This window comes from Chryseobacterium kimseyorum, from assembly GCF_025971945.1.
GTDB classification, from domain to species: domain Bacteria; phylum Bacteroidota; class Bacteroidia; order Flavobacteriales; family Weeksellaceae; genus Chryseobacterium; species Chryseobacterium kimseyorum.
Window position 1 is genome coordinate 1 of the sequence record NZ_JAPDHW010000021.1, and the last position, 19,100, is coordinate 19,100.

The 19,100-nt window shown below is 32.5% G+C and carries 17 protein-coding genes; all 17 read right to left on the bottom strand.

The window, feature by feature from the left end; genetic code table 11:
- Positions 1-703: EpsG family protein (locus OMO38_RS18440; RefSeq protein ID WP_264751648.1), on the bottom strand; the 703-nt coding region annotated here is incomplete at its 3' end.
- 135 nt (positions 704-838) lie between these two features.
- The gene (locus OMO38_RS18445) at positions 839-1,690 is read right to left on the bottom strand and encodes a glycosyltransferase family protein (protein WP_264751649.1); all 852 of its coding nucleotides are present in this window, start codon (positions 1,688-1,690) and stop codon (positions 839-841) included.
- On the bottom strand, positions 1,690-2,529 hold the full coding sequence (locus OMO38_RS18450; RefSeq protein ID WP_264751650.1) for a glycosyltransferase family 2 protein: 840 nt from the start codon (positions 2,527-2,529) through the stop codon (positions 1,690-1,692). Before OMO38_RS18450 ends, OMO38_RS18445 begins: the two co-directional genes overlap by 1 nt.
- A gap of 206 nt (positions 2,530-2,735) precedes the next feature.
- Positions 2,736-3,692 (bottom strand): glycosyltransferase, encoded by a 957-nt coding sequence (locus OMO38_RS18455; protein ID WP_264751651.1) that lies wholly within the window; start codon positions 3,690-3,692, stop codon positions 2,736-2,738.
- Between the two features lie 116 nt (positions 3,693-3,808).
- A complete protein-coding gene (locus OMO38_RS18460; protein ID WP_264751652.1) occupies positions 3,809-4,804 on the bottom strand; it encodes a glycosyltransferase in 996 nt (331 codons plus the stop codon).
- Position 4,805: 1 nt separating this feature from the next.
- On the bottom strand, positions 4,806-5,438 hold the full coding sequence (locus tag OMO38_RS18465) for an acetyltransferase (RefSeq protein WP_264751653.1): 633 nt from the start codon (positions 5,436-5,438) through the stop codon (positions 4,806-4,808).
- Between the two features lie 2 nt (positions 5,439-5,440).
- Entirely contained in the window at positions 5,441-6,523 is a 1,083-nt protein-coding gene (locus tag OMO38_RS18470; RefSeq protein WP_264751654.1) for a DegT/DnrJ/EryC1/StrS family aminotransferase, read from the bottom strand.
- The gene (locus tag OMO38_RS18475; protein WP_264751655.1) at positions 6,520-7,953 is read right to left on the bottom strand and encodes a lipopolysaccharide biosynthesis protein; all 1,434 of its coding nucleotides are present in this window, start codon (positions 7,951-7,953) and stop codon (positions 6,520-6,522) included. Before OMO38_RS18475 ends, OMO38_RS18470 begins: the two co-directional genes overlap by 4 nt.
- Before the next feature lie 25 nt (positions 7,954-7,978).
- Positions 7,979-8,860 (bottom strand): glucose-1-phosphate thymidylyltransferase RfbA, encoded by an 882-nt coding sequence (rfbA, locus tag OMO38_RS18480; RefSeq protein ID WP_264751656.1) that lies wholly within the window; start codon positions 8,858-8,860, stop codon positions 7,979-7,981.
- 18 nt (positions 8,861-8,878) lie between these two features.
- Positions 8,879-9,739 (bottom strand): dTDP-4-dehydrorhamnose reductase, encoded by an 861-nt coding sequence (rfbD, locus tag OMO38_RS18485; protein WP_264751657.1) that lies wholly within the window; start codon positions 9,737-9,739, stop codon positions 8,879-8,881.
- The gene (gene rfbC, locus OMO38_RS18490) at positions 9,736-10,287 is read right to left on the bottom strand and encodes a dTDP-4-dehydrorhamnose 3,5-epimerase (RefSeq protein WP_264751658.1); all 552 of its coding nucleotides are present in this window, start codon (positions 10,285-10,287) and stop codon (positions 9,736-9,738) included. The genes rfbD and rfbC overlap by 4 nt, the downstream gene beginning before the upstream one ends.
- The gene (rfbB, locus tag OMO38_RS18495) at positions 10,287-11,336 is read right to left on the bottom strand and encodes a dTDP-glucose 4,6-dehydratase (protein ID WP_264751659.1); all 1,050 of its coding nucleotides are present in this window, start codon (positions 11,334-11,336) and stop codon (positions 10,287-10,289) included. The genes rfbC and rfbB overlap by 1 nt, the downstream gene beginning before the upstream one ends.
- A gap of 147 nt (positions 11,337-11,483) precedes the next feature.
- Positions 11,484-12,806 carry a nucleotide sugar dehydrogenase gene (locus OMO38_RS18500; RefSeq protein ID WP_319804257.1) on the bottom strand — a complete coding sequence of 441 codons (1,323 nt, stop codon included), beginning with the start codon at positions 12,804-12,806 and terminating at the stop codon, positions 11,484-11,486.
- Positions 12,807-12,850: 44 nt separating this feature from the next.
- On the bottom strand, positions 12,851-15,196 hold the full coding sequence (locus OMO38_RS18505; protein ID WP_264751660.1) for a GumC family protein: 2,346 nt from the start codon (positions 15,194-15,196) through the stop codon (positions 12,851-12,853).
- A 57-nt stretch (positions 15,197-15,253) separates the two neighbouring features.
- Positions 15,254-16,018, bottom strand: coding sequence for a polysaccharide biosynthesis/export family protein (locus OMO38_RS18510; RefSeq protein WP_264751661.1), 765 nt, complete (start codon positions 16,016-16,018; stop codon positions 15,254-15,256).
- 144 nt (positions 16,019-16,162) lie between these two features.
- Positions 16,163-18,145 (bottom strand): polysaccharide biosynthesis protein, encoded by a 1,983-nt coding sequence (locus OMO38_RS18515; RefSeq protein WP_264751662.1) that lies wholly within the window; start codon positions 18,143-18,145, stop codon positions 16,163-16,165.
- Between the two features lie 465 nt (positions 18,146-18,610).
- A complete protein-coding gene (locus OMO38_RS18520; RefSeq protein WP_264751663.1) occupies positions 18,611-19,078 on the bottom strand; it encodes a regulatory protein RecX in 468 nt (155 codons plus the stop codon).
- Positions 19,079-19,100 lie beyond the last annotated feature (22 nt).

Below are 19,100 nucleotides of genomic sequence, written 5' to 3' on the forward strand. Positions count from 1 at the left end.
CCATTACTCCGCTAATAGAATATAACAGCATGTACATCACAAAATTGAGAATATATACATTATTATAGACCAGCGCTTTGTTTTTAAAATATAAAAATATAGTCATTAAGATCATTACTATAAAATAAATCTTATGAAAAGTACTTACTCCATACTCAGTAGATTCTTCATATTGCGTCAATTTATCCGATAAGTTTAGAAATGGAAGATTGATTAAAATAAAAAAAAGCGGAAACATTATTACAGATCCAATCAACACTTTTTTACTCACCTTATCTACACGGAAAAGAGAAAATAAAACAGCCGGTACACTACTAAGATGCGCAAGAAAACTCAAATAACCCAATTTGAAGATTTTTTTCCTATGCAAAAAATAATAAAGAACTCCTACAAGAATATAAGCTGGTGAGTTTCGAACAGTAGTATAGGCAAACAAAAAGTAGTAAAGAGAGAAAAGTAAGACTTTTGAAAAGGTTTGGATATCTTTTAATCTTATTATCCATATAAAAAAAATTGTTGAAATAATAAAATTTATAATATAGTAGAAGTTGAGAGAACCTGCTGTATCACCAACCATATTTTTTATCGATAATACCACAATAAAAAAGTAGGGTTCTGAAAACAAACTCCCAAAAGACAATTCTGATAATTCACCAGTATCAACAAAACGTAGATATGTATTATAATCCGCATTTTCTATCAAAGGTGTGAAAGATCTAATACATATTGACAGAAAAACAAAAATAAAAATTACAATGTAATTAATCTTATTATTTCTCACCGTTATGCAAGATACATAGTATAGTATAAAAAGTAATATCAGTAAAATGATCATTCTTTAATAAATGTATTTCTTTTTATTTTTTACCTTTACAAAATCAACAATAGCATTAAAAATGTTTTTTGCTGTTTTTTTTCTATTAGAAGAATACAAGATGTAGCCAGGTATTCTATAAAATATTTTGAAAAAATGTATTATTCTCCATTTCAATGGAATATAATCCCGGCAAAGGATTATAAGTTGATTTCTGATAATGTGATAGTGTCTTATAACATTATCGTGTATAGGCTTTTTCACACTCAATATACCTACTAAATTATCGCCCAGATTGTGATGTAAAATTGATTGATTAGAAACAAATATCTTATAACCAATACTTTTCGCTCTAAAACACCATTCATAATCGATGTAGTCTATAAAAAAAGTTTCATCCATCATCCCTACTTTCTCAATGGTATTACGCGGAATTAGACAGCCAGAAGTAATTACTACATCCACCTCAGTACTAAAGGATGTTTCTTGATTTCCTGCTTCAACTTTTTTATAATCATGCACAAGTCCACCAATGGCGCCTACACGCTCTACTTGCGACAGATTTTTGTAGCATGCTATGATATTATTGAAGAAATTGTCAGAAGGTAAAGAATCCTGATCGAACAAAACAACTCCCTCGGCATTTCCATTTATCATTTCTTTCAATCCTATATTCAAAGATTTTGAAAGACCAATATTCCTGTTATTATTTATAATTACTACCCTCGGAATTATTGAAATTTTTTTTAATACCAAAGCATCACAAGAGTTCACAATAACGTAGCAACAATTTGTTTTAGAAGATATAATCTCTATATTTTTCATAACAAATTGCTCATCTGGATTGTACAAAACTATTACTGAATCTAAAATCATTATATCTTTCTTATTAGTGAATAATATATTCTTATCAAGTAGTACTTGAAAGTTCCGTGTCCATTGATCGACTTTAAAAACTTAATGTGATTAGCGTAATAATTTAACGATACTTGAAAATTTAAGATTCTATCTACAAAATATTTAAAATTTACATTTCTCGCACCTACTTCATTACTATTGTGTTGTCTGTAATAAATTAAAGGCCTGTTTATATTAATTACTTTCCCTCCATTCATTAAGACATTAAGAGTGATCCACCAATCATGCATTGGTATATTTTCTGGAAAATCAACGCTTATATCTCTCGCTTTTCTGTTGAATCCCATGGTACAGCCGGTAACAAAATTAAATACTTGAATAAACATCTTGTTATTAATTACATTAGGCTTTATCCCAGATGACTTCCAAAAAGATTCGTTTACAACATTCAGATTTTGATCAACAACATACAAATCAGAATGTACAATGAACGGTTTTTTTGTGTCTATTTGACTTTCACGTCTTAAAACAGTCAAGCTAGTTTCCAATTTATCACGCAGCCACACATCATCATGGTCGCAGAAAAAGTAAAAATCAGATTCAATAATTTTCACCAACTGCATAAAGCTTTTAGCAGCTCCTAAATTTTCACAGTCGTCTTTTATTAAAACAATTCTAGAATCTGAAGCTGAATATCCACTAATAATATCGATTGTATCATCTGTGGAGCCATCATCCCTGATGAACAATTTCCAGTCCTGATACGTTTGATTTATTAAAGAGTCCAGCTGATCTTTTAAAAACTTAGAACTATTGTAAGTAGCTAATAAAATTGAAACATTATTATTAAAATCCATAATCTAAAAAATTTCCTTAAAACAACTAAATTATTGTTTATGTTTCAAATTTTTGATAAAATTTGTTTTTGTTGCAATAGATATCAAACCCAAAAAATTATTTTCTTAAATTTTCATAACTTTAAAGAATTCATTCTATAAAATGATAAAGTTTTCGATAAAAAATTAATACGATAGTATTCTGCATTAATAATTCTCCTTTATATTTACTTATTTTTATAATAGAGAGCTAATTTCATTATCTCCTTTGACAAGGGCATACTTGAGATTGTCAGTAAAATTTTATCTTTATAAGATCTTTCAATATCCGGAATGTATCGAGAGGCATTTCGTATTTCTTCTTTATTACCTAAAGCAACTATAATAGGCAAAATTGATGAATAATGTTTTTTTAACACTTTTAATGTAAAATTTTCATCCAATTGATAAAGGTTCACGTAATCTAGTTGAATTTGGAGAACACCTTTTGAAACTTCATACAGTTTTTGTAAAGATTTAGAATGCGAAGCACTTTCATTCAAATATCTGTAAACAGTAGTTGTATCTTCCAACACATGAACTTTAGTTTTTGCAAATATATCTAATAGCCAAGGAAAAGTTCCATCTACATATTTTTCATTGAATTTAGGAAGATATTCACGTCTCAACAACCATGTACAAGGGGCCATGTATCCCGCTGCGAGTAGAAACTGTTCAAAATTAGTATAGATCGGAAACCTATCTGGTTTATTTTTAAAAAGCGACTTTTCAATTTTGTTTGTAGCTTCGTATAAAATATTAAAATCAGTTGCTACCAAACCAATTTCTGTGTTTTTCTCTAAAAAATCAACCTGCTTTTGGAGCTTCAATGAATCAATCCAATAATCGTCGCCTTCACATAAAGCGATATAGTCACCAGAAGCTTTGGACAGTGTATCAAAAAAATTCGGCAGCATACCCCAATTTTTTTCTCTTAAAATATAATTAATTGAAATATTGTCGGGAAATATATTTTTGAGTAAACCTTGTATCTTATCATCAGTTTGATCTGGTGAGTGATCATTAGCTATTAAAATTTCAACATTGAAATTACATTTCTGCAATAAAATTCCATTTATAGCTTGCTCAATAAATTTTTCATGAGCGTAGGTAATCATAACGACACTTACTTTAATTTTATTCATTTTTAATTCTCCTTAACGATTTTAGCAGGTTATTTCTAAAACAATGATCTAATATATATTTTGGTAACCAGATTGAAGAAAATACTAATACCAAACCTATGTATTTATTTAAAATTTTATTTTGCGAGTAAAACTTTATGTTTTTTAAGAAAGGATGAAATCGTTTTTTTTAAATAATGCACAAATTTAAGCATTTTATTACCAAAAGGAATTTTACAGCATGTAAATAAAAATTTATTTTTAAGAGTTCTTTCTGATCGGGGAATATACATTGATGCATTCCTTATCTCTCTTTTATCGTCCAACAGAATAACTATAAATAAAATAGAAGAATAATATTTTTTTAAAACTTTTATTTTGAAACTTTGCGGTAATTCATAATCTTTAATAAAATCCAGTTGAATATCTAAAATTCCCTTTGAAATTTCGTAGAGCTTTTTTAGAGAATTAGAATGAGAAGCACTTTCATCTAGTAATCTGTAAACTGCCGTTGTATCTTTTAAAACATGCACTTTACTTTTCAGAAAAATACCCAATAACCAAGGAAAAGTACCATCAACATATTCTTTTTTGTATCGTGGTAGATATTCTTTTCTCAGCAGCCATGTGCAGGGTGCCATAAAACCAGCAGCTAGTAAAAACTGTTGAAAATCTGTATATATTGGAAATTTATCTGGTTTATTTTTAAAAAGCGACTCTTCTATTTTACCAGTAGACTCGTACAAGATATTAAAATCTGTTGCTACTAAACCAAATTCTAAATTTTTCTCTAAAAAATCTACCTGCTTTTGAAGTTTATAAGGATCAGTCCAATAATCATCTCCTTCACAAAGAGCCATATATTTTCCACTTACCTGATTAGTTGCCCACAAAAGATTAGAATTCATTCCTCTATTTTGTAGATGTCTAGTGTAATTTACAATGTGTTTCTCTGGATGAGTATCGATAATTTTTCTTACTATATTTTCAGTATTATCGAATGAACAATCATCAGCTATGATAAGTTCAATATTAAAATCACACTTTTGAGATAAAACCCCATTTACAGCTTGTTCAATAAATTTTTCATGACCATATGTTATTATTACAATGCTTACTTTAACATCATTCATTTTAGATCTGCTTAATAATTCTTGCTGGTATTCCGACAGCTACACAGTTATCTGGAATATCTTTATTTACTAATGTTCCTGCACCTATGATAACATTTCTTCCTATCTTTATCTTAGGAAAAACTGTAGAATTAGAGCCTATTTGAGTAAAAGCTCCAATATGACATCCTCCCAACAAGGTAACTCCAGGCGATAATTCAACAAAATCTCCGACCACACAATCATGCGTAATCGTCACATTATAGTAGACGATACAGCCTGTACCAACCGAAGTGCTATTTGAAAATACAGCAGAGTCTAGAATATTACTGCCATCCCCAATTTTCACGTCATAAGATCCCAAAATAGCTTTAGCGCTAATAGTTGACTTAAAGTCGCCTCCCCAAGATAAGAATTTCTCATAGAGCATAGATCTAAGTTTTGGGTTACCAATACCAATTGTAAAATCAAAACCATATTGCCCAAAAAAATTCAGAACCTGATCTTTACTTTTTAAAATAGGGAATCGATTATAAAGCAAATCACCTATTTCTGGAGTAACATCATCATAAAATGCAAGTCCTTCTAATGCATTCTGCTGGTGAAATATTTCTAGAATTTCTTTTGCAAAACCTTTTGCTCCGACTATGATCATCCCTAGTTATTTTGAATTCTTAAAAGAAATCTACAAATTAAATCTACTTCTTCAATTGACAAATCAGGATAGAAAGGAAGACACATAACACATTTAGCAATATCATCAGTTATGGGGAAGTATTGTTTTTCTAAGTATGGTAGAGTTGTAGCTAAAGATGGATAAAAATATCGTCTTGTAAAAATTTCGTGACTTTTTAAAAAATTCATTGCTTTAAGCATTGACTCTTCATTTTCAAAAATAATTGGATAGTAAGCATAATTATTTGCAGAATCGTCATGCCATAGTGGCTTTCTAACATTTAAATTTTTTAACTTATCATCGAAACGGTCGTTGATAGCTTTTCTTTTTTCAAGAATTTTATCAATATATTCTAAATTTAACAAGCCCATAGCAGCATGAAATTCTGAATTTTTTCCATTGATACCTAATTCAGCGAATGCTTCTGGACCATCAAACCCAAAGTTACGCATATATGCCAACTTTTTTAAAATTGTCGCATCTTTAGTAATTACCAATCCTCCTTCTATTGAATGGTAAAGTTTAGTCGCGTGTAAACTACATATAGAAATATCCCCATATTCAAAAATTGACTTCCCATTTATTCTTACACCAAAAGCATGAGCACCATCATAGATAACTTTGAGATTGTGCTTACTAGCAATTTTTTCAATTTCTACTACATCACAAGGATTGCCATATACGTGCGTCGCTAAAATCGCAGTTGTTTTCTCGGTAATACTATCTTCAATTTTAGAAGCGTCAATATTGAGGGAATTTTCATCAATATCTACAAAAACCGGCTTACAACCCTCCCAAACGATGCTACTTGTTGTAGCAACAAATGAAAACGGTGTGGTTATTATCTCGCCTTTTAAATCTAACGCCTTAATTGCCATTTGTAAGGCAACTGTTCCATTCGTAACAAAAAGAAGATGGCTGAGACCTAGATATTCTTTAAGTTTAATTTCTAAATCATTAGCCAATGGTCCCATATTGGTCAACCATTGACGTTGCCAGATTCCCGTCAAATATTTTTGATATTCCTCGCTAGGAGGAAGGAAAGGTTTAGTTACTGGTATCATTTTTTTTGTATAAGATTTTTGATATCATTAATTGTTTCAAACTTAAAAAGCCATGCAGATCCAAAGTAAGAGATTGTACCTACTGAACCTCCAACCATGAGTTGAATTAATAGATTGTAGTCAGTGAGAAAGTAATTTGAAAAGTATATGGTTACTCCCATTGGTATAGTGAATAAAAATATTGGAAAAATATCTTTTAACTGTTCGAACGTATTATAATTAAGCATTCGTCCTGCAAAATGTGTATTAATCATAAGCGCCAAAATTGAAAATATTAATTGACCCCATAACAATGCATAAAAACCAAAAAAGAATGAAGTTGCCAATATTAGTGCTAAGAGAATCTTTTTAATTATTTCCAGTGTCAAAAACAAATCACTTCTCCCTTTTACTTGCAAAACTAATAAGTTATATAGGTGAATTGGATATAAAATCCCTGTAAAGCATATAATTTGAAAAATTGGAACCACCGGTAACCAATTATTTCCAAATAGTAATACAATGAGTGGTTCGGCTAAAAATGCCATTATTACAATAACTGGAGTAATAATAAACAAAACCATTTGCATAATTTGTTTATATGCTTTTTTAAATCTAGGAATATCATTTTGTACCTGAGCAAATAAAGGGAAAACTACCCGGTTTAAAGCAGCGGAAACGTTTCCGACAGGAAGCATCATCAGGCTGTTCGCACGAGTATAGTATCCTACCTGAGCTGCAGAATAAAAACGACCAATCACGATTTGATAAATATTAGTAAAAATAATATCCAGTACAGATGAAAGTGTTAGTTTATACCCATAATGAAAATGCGTATGAAATTTTTTACTGCTAAATATAAGCGTAGGGTACCAAGAAGAACTAAACCACAAAAACAAACTCGTCAGTAATGCATTCATAAGTGCCGTACCCACTAAACTCCAAACTCCGTAATCATGATAAGCCATTAACAATCCTAATAGACTGCTCAATATTATTGCAGGAAGAGAAATCATCGCCTGTTTTTTGAATTTCAAATCTCTTGTCAAGATTGTATTTTGCACAGCACCAAAAGCAGCAAATATAAAGGTTATACCATATACTCTTGTCAGATTAGTAAGTGCAGGCTGATGGTAAAAGTTAGCAATCAACGGAGCAGAAAAGAACAGTATTAAGTACATAAGAATACTTCCTGCAAAATTAAAATAGAAAACAGTAGAATAATCATCCTGATTCAGATCTTTTGATCTAATCAAAGAACTCGTCAAGCCTCCGTCAAAAAGAGCTGTCCCAATTCCCATAAAAATAGTAATCATTCCAATCAAACCAAATTCTTCCGGAAGTATCAATCTTGTTAAGACAAGTGACACCATAAATGTAATGAATTGACTACCAAATTGTTGAGAGTAAGTCCAAATCATTCCAGAAACGGCTTGTTTTTTTAGTGACATAAATATATTTTATTAAAGCTTAGCCTTATATTTTTCTATTGGCAAGACGTAAGAGATACTTACCATATTCATTTTTACTCAGAGGCGTTGCTAATTCTATCAATTTATATTTAGAAATATATCCCATTTCAAAAGCGATTTCTTCCAAACAGGCTACCTTTAAGCCCTGTCTTTTTTCAATGGTTTGAATAAAATTCGAAGCTTCAAGAAGAGATTCATGTGTACCGGTGTCTAACCACGCGTAACCACGTCCCATTAACTCAACTTTCAAATTATTCTGCTTAAGATATTCTTGATTTACTGTTGTAATCTCCAATTCGCCCCTTTCGCTAGGCTCGATTCTTTTTGCCACTTCAACCACTGAGTTTGGATAAAAATATAAACCTACAACGGCATAATTGCTTTTAGGGTCAGTAGGCTTTTCTTCAAGAGAAATTACATTCCCTGATTTATCAAATTCTGCAACGCCGTAGCGTTCCGGATCTTGGACGTAATAACCAAAAACTGTTGCTTTATTTTCAATTTCAACATTTTTAACTGCTGTTTTTAATAATTCTGTCAGACCGTGTCCATGAAAGATATTATCACCAAGAATAAGACACGCACTGTCTGATCCAATAAAATCTTCTCCGATAATAAACGCTTGTGCTAGACCATCTGGACTGGGTTGCTCGGCATATTCCAATTTGATACCAAGATCACTTCCATCTCCTAAGAGATTTTTAAAGTTAGGGAGATCATGTGGAGTTGATATGATAAGAATCTCATTGATACCCGCAAGCATTAATGCTGATAGAGGGTAATAAATCATCGGTTTATCATAAACTGCCATCATTTGTTTTGACACTGATTTTGTCAATGGATACAAACGAGTACCTGATCCGCCTGCAAGAATAATTCCTTTCATTTTATTGTAATTTTTGAGTTAAGTAGTAGTTTTTTCCTTGTTCAACATCTCAATTAAGCTGGACTTCCAATCCGGAACTACGACCTCAAATTGTTTTTTGATCTTAGTTTTATCTAAAAGCGAAAATTTAGGCCTTTTCGCAGGTGTTGGATACTGAACAGTTGGTATTGCATTAATGTTACAATCTAGTTTTTTTAATCTCTTTATTTCAACGGCAAAGTCATACCATGAGATTTTTCCTTCATTACTGTAATGATAGATGCCATTTTCCCACTTTTGAGAGTGGATAATATCTAAAATTACCTGTGCTAAATCTCTTGCATATGTGGGAGAACCCACTTGATCACTTATGACATTGATTTCATCGCGTTCACACATCAATCTGATCATCGTTTTAACAAAATTAGCCCCAAAACTGGAATATACCCAAGCAGTACGTATTACAACGGCATCAGCACCTGATTGAGTTATTGCTATTTCTCCTCGCAACTTGCTTAAACCATAAAAATTAACTGGATCTGTTGGCTGCTCCTCTGTAAGAGGTTCTTCCTGATTACCATCAAAAACGTAGTCAGTGGAAATATGTATAAGTTTTGCCTGATTTCTCAAAGTCCATTCAGCCATAACTGCCACGGACAGATGATTAATAGTATCCACTAATTCAACTTCCGACTCGGCTAAATCTACTGCTGTGTATGCACCAGCACTAATGATAACTTGTGGCTTTTCAAAATCTAAAACCTTTCTTACTTCTTCCAAATTATCTAAAGGCATTAAGTCTTTATCAACGAAAATAAAACTATCATTAGGATAAGCATCGCTTAAAACTTTTATTTCAGAACCAAGCTGACCATTTGCCCCTGTTACTAATATCTTCATAACTTTTCAAAAACAGTTTTAAAACTTAAAGCCTCTTCATCTTTCTGAGATAATAAAAGTTTTTCTCTAGATAGGAACCAGTCTATATTTAAAGTTTCATCCAGAGGGTTGACACCACATTCTGACTCTTTGTTGTAAAAGTTGTCACATTTATAAAAGAAAATAGCCGTTTCACTTAAAACTACAAACCCATGTAAAAATCCTCTAGGGATAAATAACTGTAAGTTATTTTCTTCAGACAGTTCAACAGCTATATATTGACCGAAGGTTTCAGATCCAGGACGTACATCCACGGCGACATCCAATACCTTTCCCTCAATTACACGTACCAACTTTGCTTGAGCATGCTCGCCAGCCTGCGCATGTAAACCCCTTAGGACACCAAATGAAGAAAATGACTGATTATCCTGCACAAAATCTACTTTTGCTCCAATAAGGTTATTAAAAGTCTTCGTATTAAAACTTTCAAAGAAATATCCTCTACTATCTCCAAATTTACTAGGTTCTAGAATAAAACATCCTTTTAATTTAGTCTCAGTTGCTTTCATTAGTCTTTATATTGTGTTTCGTAGTATTTCTGATAATTACCTGAAGTAACGTTGTCTAACCATTCTTTATTTTCTAAGAACCAATCAATTGTTTTTGATAATCCCTGTTCAAAAGTTACTGTGGGCTTCCACCCCAATTCCTTATTTATTTTATTCGCATCGATAGCATATCTGAGGTCATGTCCTGGACGATCTTTCACAAATGTGATCAGCTGCTCGGAAGTTCCAACTTCTTTGCCTAACTTCTCATCCATTTGTGTACACAGTTCTTTTACCAAATCGATATTCTGCCATTCATTGAAACCTCCTACATTGTAACAGTCGCCATTTTTTCCTTCATGGAAAACCAAGTCAATCGCTTTCGCATGGTCAATGACAAATAACCAGTCTCTGGTAAATTTTCCATCTCCATAAATTGGCAGGGGTTTATTATTAATAATATTATGAATACATAATGGAATTAATTTTTCCGGAAAATGATTCGGCCCATAATTATTAGAACAATTTGTGATTACCATCGGCAAACCGTAGGTATCAGCATAAGCTCTTACAAAATGATCTGAAGAGGCTTTTGAAGCAGAATATGGTGAGTGAGGATCGTAAGAAGTTTCTTCAGTAAAGAAACCCTCTTCTCCTAATGTACCGAAAACTTCATCCGTGGAAACATGATGAAATCGTTTTCCATCAAAGTTATTCTTCCAAATTTTATTTGCTGCATTCAGGAGATTTACTGTACCTATCACATTGGTCATTACAAATTCTAAAGGATTTGTAATAGAGCGGTCAACATGCGACTCTGCAGCTAAATGAATAACTCCGTCTGGTAAATGTTCTTCAAATATTTCTAGAATTTGTTTCTCATTGACAATATCAGCCTTTATAAAATGATAGTTTGAATGATTTTCAATATCTTTCAAATTCTCTAAATTACCTGCATAGGTAAGTGCATCAAGATTGATTATTTTTATTTCAGGATATTTCAGAACAAATTCTCGGACTACGTGTGAGCCAATAAATCCAGCTCCCCCTGTTATTAAGATAGTTTTCATATTTTTAAAATTCAAATTGAAGATTGATTATTTTTTAATGCAAACAAATTATTTAATAGATGTCACAATTGGATTCTGTCAATGATATTTCTTTCAAAAGTGCAAAAATACTAAGTTTCCTATAGTCCAAATATTAAATATAATTAACTAAAGTCTTTGATCCACTGATTCTTTATCTAAAACACCCTTCACATCATAAATTACACCGTTATCTTTAAGATACTCATTTAGAGTAAAATCAGTGTACTCGTTGTGTGCTACCGTAAGAATGATTGCATCAAATTTGTTTTTGAGAGCCTCAGATAATATTTTATTATTTACACTCGAATAACATGGTATTCCATACTCTTTCAAAACCTCCGGAGAATCAGCACATGGATCATACGTTATTACTTCAGCACCGTAATCCTTCAAATTAGTAATCACATCAATCGCTTTAGAATTTCTAATATCTGGACAATTTTCTTTAAAAGTAATTCCTAAGTTTAAAATTTGGGCCCCTTTAATTTTAATATCATTTTTGATCATTAACTTTACGACCTGTGAGGCCACAAAAGCTCCCATAGAATCATTCAATCTTCTGGCAGCCAATATTAATTCAGAATAATATCCAATCTCCTGTGCTTTTTGAGCTAAATAGAAGGGATCTACGCCAATACAATGACCACCGACCAAGCCCGGCTTAAACTTTAAAAAGTTCCACTTTGTTCCAGCAGCTTCCAAAACATCATGGGTGTCAATGTCCATTAAGGAAAATATTTTTGCCAATTCATTCATAAAGGCAATGTTAAGATCCCGCTGTGAGTTTTCAATGACTTTTGATGCTTCTGCTACCTTTATCGTTGGAGCCAAATGAGTTCCTGCAGTAATTACAGACTTATATAAATTATCAACAATTTTTCCTATTTCAGGAGTAGAACCGGAGGTGACTTTCAAAATTTTTTCTACGGTATGCTCTTTATCTCCTGGATTAATTCTTTCAGGAGAATATCCCACATAAAAATCTATATTAAATTTTAATCCTGACACTTTCTCTAGAACAGGAACACATTCCTCTTCAGTGACTCCCGGATAAACAGTTGATTCATAAATAACAATATCATTTTTCTTTAATACATTGCCGACCGTTTCACTCGATCTATACAGTGGAGTCAAATCAGGTCTGTTATGCTTATCAATAGGCGTAGGAACTGTGACAATAAAAATATTTGCGTTCCTAATATCTTCATCACTTGATGAGCAGTACAACCCCAACTTATCAGCTACTGAAAGTGGATTTTCGTTAATCTGTACTGATTTCAATAAATCCTTAGAAATTTCCTGAGTAGAATCTTTTCCTGCATTCAATTCCTCAATCCGTTTCTGATTGACATCAAAACCGACTACTGCGTATTTAGTCGCAAAAAGTCTGGCCAGCGGTAAACCCACATAACCAAGACCGATGACTGCAATTTTATCTTGTCTACTCATGTATATTTGCACTTCAATTTCAATAATGAAATTTAGTTACACTATTATTTTCTAAAAACTTTTTGCAAAAAGGATTTCTTCTGATCCGCTGCATAACCGTAACCATATTTGTAGCCATACCCATACCCACTGTTCATCTTACTAACATCATTCAGTACCAATCCGACATTTTTAATTTTCTTATCTTTGATTTGCTTATTGATAAATTCAATCAATTCTTTTTCAGTATAACCGGATCTTGTCACATAAACAGTTGCATCAGCAACATCTGAAATTAAGAATGAATCAGTTACCAACATTAGTGGTGCTGTATCTAAAATGATATAATCGTATAATGGTTTTAAACTTTCAATTAATTCCTGGTACCTTCCATTAGACAATAACTCTGTAGGGTTTGGAGTAATGACACCTGAATAAATTACATCACAATAAGGATTGAATGATGTTGGGTGTATAATCTCAGAAGCTGTCATCTCATCGTCATACATAAATTCTGATAGTCCCACCAACCCCCTTCTGCTTTCATTATATCTTTGTAATTGTGGATTACGAATGTCAGAACCAATAATGACTACTTTTTTACGAGGTGTAGCTAATGTCAATGCCAAATTTACAGAGGTGAAAGTTTTACCTTCTCCCTTTACCGTTGATGTTACGAAAATCACATGTCCCTCTTTATTTTTAGGGAGCATGAAATTGATATTGGTAATCAATATTCTAAATGCTTCAGCGAGAGGAGAAAGATCATTTAACTGTACAATTTCAGGATCACCTTTTTCCAACGACGGCAATTCGCCAATAACAGTCGCCCCCTGAGCTAATTTTTCTAGATCTTGCTTTGATTTTATTTTATTATTAAAAAGTTCCAACAGATAAATAATTGCAAAAGGAATTAAAAGACCGATAATCAATGCTGCCAAATAAATAATTAGTTTTTTTGGTGACACTATATCAGTAGTCAATGCGTCATCTACCACCCTTGCTTTTGGAGCAGCAATAGCTAGTGAGATAGCAGCTTCTTCTCTTCTTTGTAATAGCAAAAGATAGAGCTGTTCTTTAATATTCTGCTGTCTTTCTATACTTCTGAACATCTTTTCCTGAACTGGAATCTTAGAAATTCTCCCGGCTAATCTATTTTGTTCATATTGAGTATTATTTTTACTAATCTGCAGCGCAGACCTACTTTTCTGCAAACTTTGCAAGACCGAACTTCTAATACTAGTAATCTGTTTGGTCACATCCTGTACTAAAGGATTCGAGTTGGTAGCATTCTGCAATAGTCTAGCCCTTTCCAATACAAGTTGATTATACATTGCAATATTTGAATTCGAATCCGAATCGGTAAGACCAACATTTAGAGGTAAAACTTCATAACTACCTTGTCTATTGTTAAGATTACCAATTAAACCATTGATCAATTCTAACTGTGATTCAGTAGCAATTTGTTGCTGACGTATATTCGAAGCTGTTTCTAGTGAGAGCCCTGCTTCAGTTTCAATGTCCGCTATATTATTCTGTACTTTAAAGTTTTGTTTCTGTGACTCGACCTTTCCGAGTTCATCACCAATAAGATTGATTCTCTCATCAATGAATGCTGCAGTCTTTTGCGCTTCTGAATTTTTATCTAAAATAGCTTCCCGATTATAATTTACCGCAAGTCTGTTTAAGATATCTTCACTTTTCTCAGCAGAAGGATGATTAAGACTTAACTTTACTACTGTTGAATTTTTTTCTACGAGACTCACCTTCAGTCCTGATAGTAAACTACGCGCTCTATTCATTGACGACATAAATTCTAATCTATACCGAATAGATTTATTATTATCAGAAATAAGTTTGGTATCTTGCTGAAACATTACCACGCCAAAAGGTAAAGACAGTGCCTTGTTGAAAGTAGTTATGATCGGATTTTTGAAACTTTCAGATTCTAATGTAATTAGTTTACCCTTAATGGTTACAAAAACATCTTTAGCAGGATAAATTCCTTTGTGCTTTTCAGTAATTATTCTAACAGTGAAAGGAGATTTCTCTTTATAGAGCTCCGTATCTTTCAATTTTCCATTAGAATATATAGTGGTTTCAAGTCCCAATTCCTTAACAACAGAAATCATTAACTTTTTTGATTTAAAAATTTCGATCTCGTTATCTACAGAATTAGTACCCATACCTCCAACACCACCAATTTCAGAAAGCACCGACATTTCAGGCATTCCTGACGACGACTTTTGCACTTCTTTAATTAATAAAGTAGATTCTGTATTGTAAACAGAACTCGTATAACGAAGGAAAAACCACGCTGCAACTAAAGCTACAATGATCCCCACAATAAACCAATACCATCTGTGCTGGTAAGGTTTTAGTATTTCTCTTACATTGAAACTCTGTTCCAAAGCCTCATCTTGTTTTTGATTATAATCCACTATGAAAAAAGATTATGTCTATTAAATTTAGTTTTTAGTTAATGCTATAACACTGAAGACTAGTGAAGCAACCACTGATGCAACAGAAATATATAGACCTGTATTTGGATCCACTCTAGATGATCGTTCCCTAATGGTATTTGGCTGCACGTATACCATATCATTTTGTTTCAGATAATAATAAGGAGAATTGATAAATTGTGCGCTTGTGATATCTACTCTCTGCTGAGTAAATTTTCCATCAACATTTCTAACAATTAAAATATTATTACGCAGTCCGTATGTTGTCAAATCACCTGCTAATCCTAATGTTTGTAGCAGGGTAGCATTTCCGTCAGGTATTACATAAGTACCCGGTCTTGTCACTTCTCCCAAAACAGAAACTTTAAAGTTGATCAATTTCACATCTACTATAGGGCTCTTTACATAAGAAGAAATTAAATCTGCCAATTTAATTTTAAAGGTCTCAATATTCTCGTCTTTTGTATTAATCATACCAATTTGTGGAAAGTCAATATTTCCATTGGTATCTACCACGTATGTTGGTCCAGATGTAGGAATAGGTTGTAACTGAGAATTACCACTTGGAACAGAATACTGTGCGACCGTAGCAGTCGAAGAATAATTTTGATTAAAGGGTTTTACAACATCTAAATCTTTTGCTGATACTGTGATTACTAACTGATCTCCAGGCTGTAGTGTGCTTCTACTATTTTTCACAGAATTATCTAAAGATAAATTCTCAATATCTTTCAGATAAGTCATCTCTTGTCTAGATGCACACGAAAGCATCGTAAAGCTTAGAGCTCCGTATATATAGTATTTTTTAATATTCATTCTTTATAAATTTTTCACAAAAATAGGACTATTATTCGCTAAACAAAATTTGTTTCTTTTATATTCTTTTTTTTAAAAATTTAATTTTAAAAAATCAGCTTATATATTATTTTCTTTTTCTAAAGTTAAATTTTCGACGCCATTCAATTGTTTTTTATCCAGGCTTTCATACTCAGAATTGTTGCTGATAAATTCAGGAACAATTTTTTTCAGCAAAGTCACCACCTGTACTTTATCACGCTTCACCGCTGACTTAATAATCTGTCGGAATAAAACTTCAATTTCTTCAAAATTAACGGTAGGATCTTTCGAAATCATAATTTTTTCATGGTGAGTAGGAACTGTAGTAGCATCATTGCTTAACAATTCCTCATATAATTTTTCACCAGGACGCAATCCGATAAACTTAATTTTAATATCGACATCCGGCGTAAAACCAGACAATTTAATCATTCTTTTGGCTAAATCTAAAATCTTCACAGGATCTCCCATATCAAAAACATAGATCTCACCTCCAGCTCCCATCGTTCCAGCCTGCAGTACTAATTCACAAGCTTCGGGTATAGTCATGAAATATCTGATGATATCTGGATGGGTGATCGTAATCGGGCCCCCTTTTTCGATTTGTTTTTTGAAATGAGGAATAACCGAGCCATTAGACCCTAATACATTTCCAAAACGTGTGGTTATAAACTTAGTCACGTTGCCTTCAGAATTTTGCAATGACTGTACGAATAATTCGGCGGTTCTTTTCGAAGCTCCCATTACATTGGTAGGATTCACTGCTTTATCAGTAGAAACCATCACAAAACGGTTGACCTTATACTTTTTAGAAAGCAAAGCCACATTCTTTGTTCCCAATACATTAACAAAAATCGCTTCATGCGGATTTTCTTCAATTAAGGGAACATGTTTGTAGGCTGCAGCATGATACACCATTGAAAACTGATAAATCTCGAATATTTTTTCGAGTCTGTAGCTATTGGAAATATCTGCCAAAACAAATTTAAAATTCTGCTCCGGAAACTTTTCTAATAACTCCAGTTCCAATTCATACAGAGGCGATTCTGCCTGATCCAAAACAACGATCAGAGAAGGATTAAATTGCGCTACCTGACGTACAATTTCACTTCCTATTGAGCCAGCACCTCCAGTAACCAAAACGGTTTTTTCTGCATGTCTGACGATAACGTCTTTATTTTCTATTTTAATAGGTCTTCGGTTCAGTAAATCTTCAATCTGTAGCTGACGAATCCCTCCCACCAGGTCAGAATCACGCATTTTACTCAAGGTAGGCGCTTTCAGAACCTTTAATCCATGATCTAACGCTAAAGTCATCCACTCTTCAAGTTCATGCTTGGTCATAATCTCTTTAATGATCAAAACAGCATCAAACCTTCCGACCAGTTCGGTATTTTTGAAGAAACGGTCACTATTGTAAATTTTTTGTCCGAGTAGTAATGCTTTATGAGAATCTGAACGTTTTGTAAGAAAACCTTCCAGACGATAAGGGTAATTTGGATTATGCAGAATTGCTCTCGCTAAAGAAACAGAAGCATCACTGACCCCTACTACTGCAATTCTAATTTTAGAGGCAGAGCCTTTAATATCAATTAAAATATTAAAAAACTGCTTGGTAACCATTCTGAAAAAAAACATAATGGAAACTGATATAAAAAAATACAGAAATAGATTAGGATAAAGATATAAGGACTTGCCTAACCAAAACTCGGTCCCATAATTCAATAAAAGTAAAGACACCAATGTACTACCAGAGGACAGAAGTATCTTGAAGAAATCAAAAAAAGTAGAATGCCTGATAACTCCAGCGTATGTTTTGAATATAAACATAAAAACAATATTGATCGCAATCAATAAAATTCTTTTTTCCGTAAGATATTCAGGAAAATTAACTCTTACGTGAAGTTTTGAAAGTAGAAGATAAGACAGTAATATTGAAAAAAGAATAATAAAGACATCAATAAGAATGACCAACCATCGCGGTATGTATCGTAGCTCCGTGAGTTTCAAAATATTATCGCCATTGTACAGCGCAGTAAAAGCGTCATTCAGCTTTTTCATTCAGCATTGAGTGTTTTATTATATTGGGCAAAGATAATCATATTATTTTGATAAAAAATGACTAAATACATATATTGCATTATTCTGGACACTGTGAATATAAATTAATACTACGTTACCCTCACAATATCTTTAGCTGATTATCATTATACAGCCTGCAAATATACGTTTTTATCCAATAAAATTAAATAGGAATTCCACAATCGTCTAAGATATTTTAAAAAAAAAATTTAAGTCACTGATGTTTAATCATTTTCCCTCAATTATGATAAAATGTTTAGTATGCTAATTACTTCAACAATTTTGATTTTAAATATCTTGATTTTCTTGAAAAACAAACTTACTTGATTAATTAAAACTCTGAACGAAACGATGATAATGAAAGTTATTTTAGGACACTAATTCACATTTTATTTTCCTGTACAAAACTAAAACTTTTGCCACAGATTAACAGTTATAAAAATGTTAACTCTCTATTACCTGTAGGATCACCTCATATTCAAACCCCCTACTCCTAAGATAGGTAATGGTCTTTGATCTTTTCTGATAGTCTTTCAATCCTTTCAGTTTAGATTCATAATTTTCGTATAATCTTTTGACAGTTTTCAGGTAATCATCCTCGTGAATTTCGTCATAACAGCGGTTGATTAACTTTTCTGTAATACCTTTCTGCTTAAGATGTATCTTGATTTTGGTTTTACCCCAATGTTTAATATTAAATTTCCCTCGAATATAACTTCTGGTGAAACGCTCCTCATTCAGATAATTTTCTTTCATCAAATACAGAAGAATCTCCTCCTTTGCCTCAGGAATTAAGACAAACTCTCTCATCTTCTGCTCCACCTCTGCATGGCAACGGTCTTGGTAAACACAGTAGTTAACCAATTTCTGTTTCGTTTCTTCAAAAGTAAAAAGTTTTTTTTCCGGCTGCATTCTTTATGATTGATGATTGATG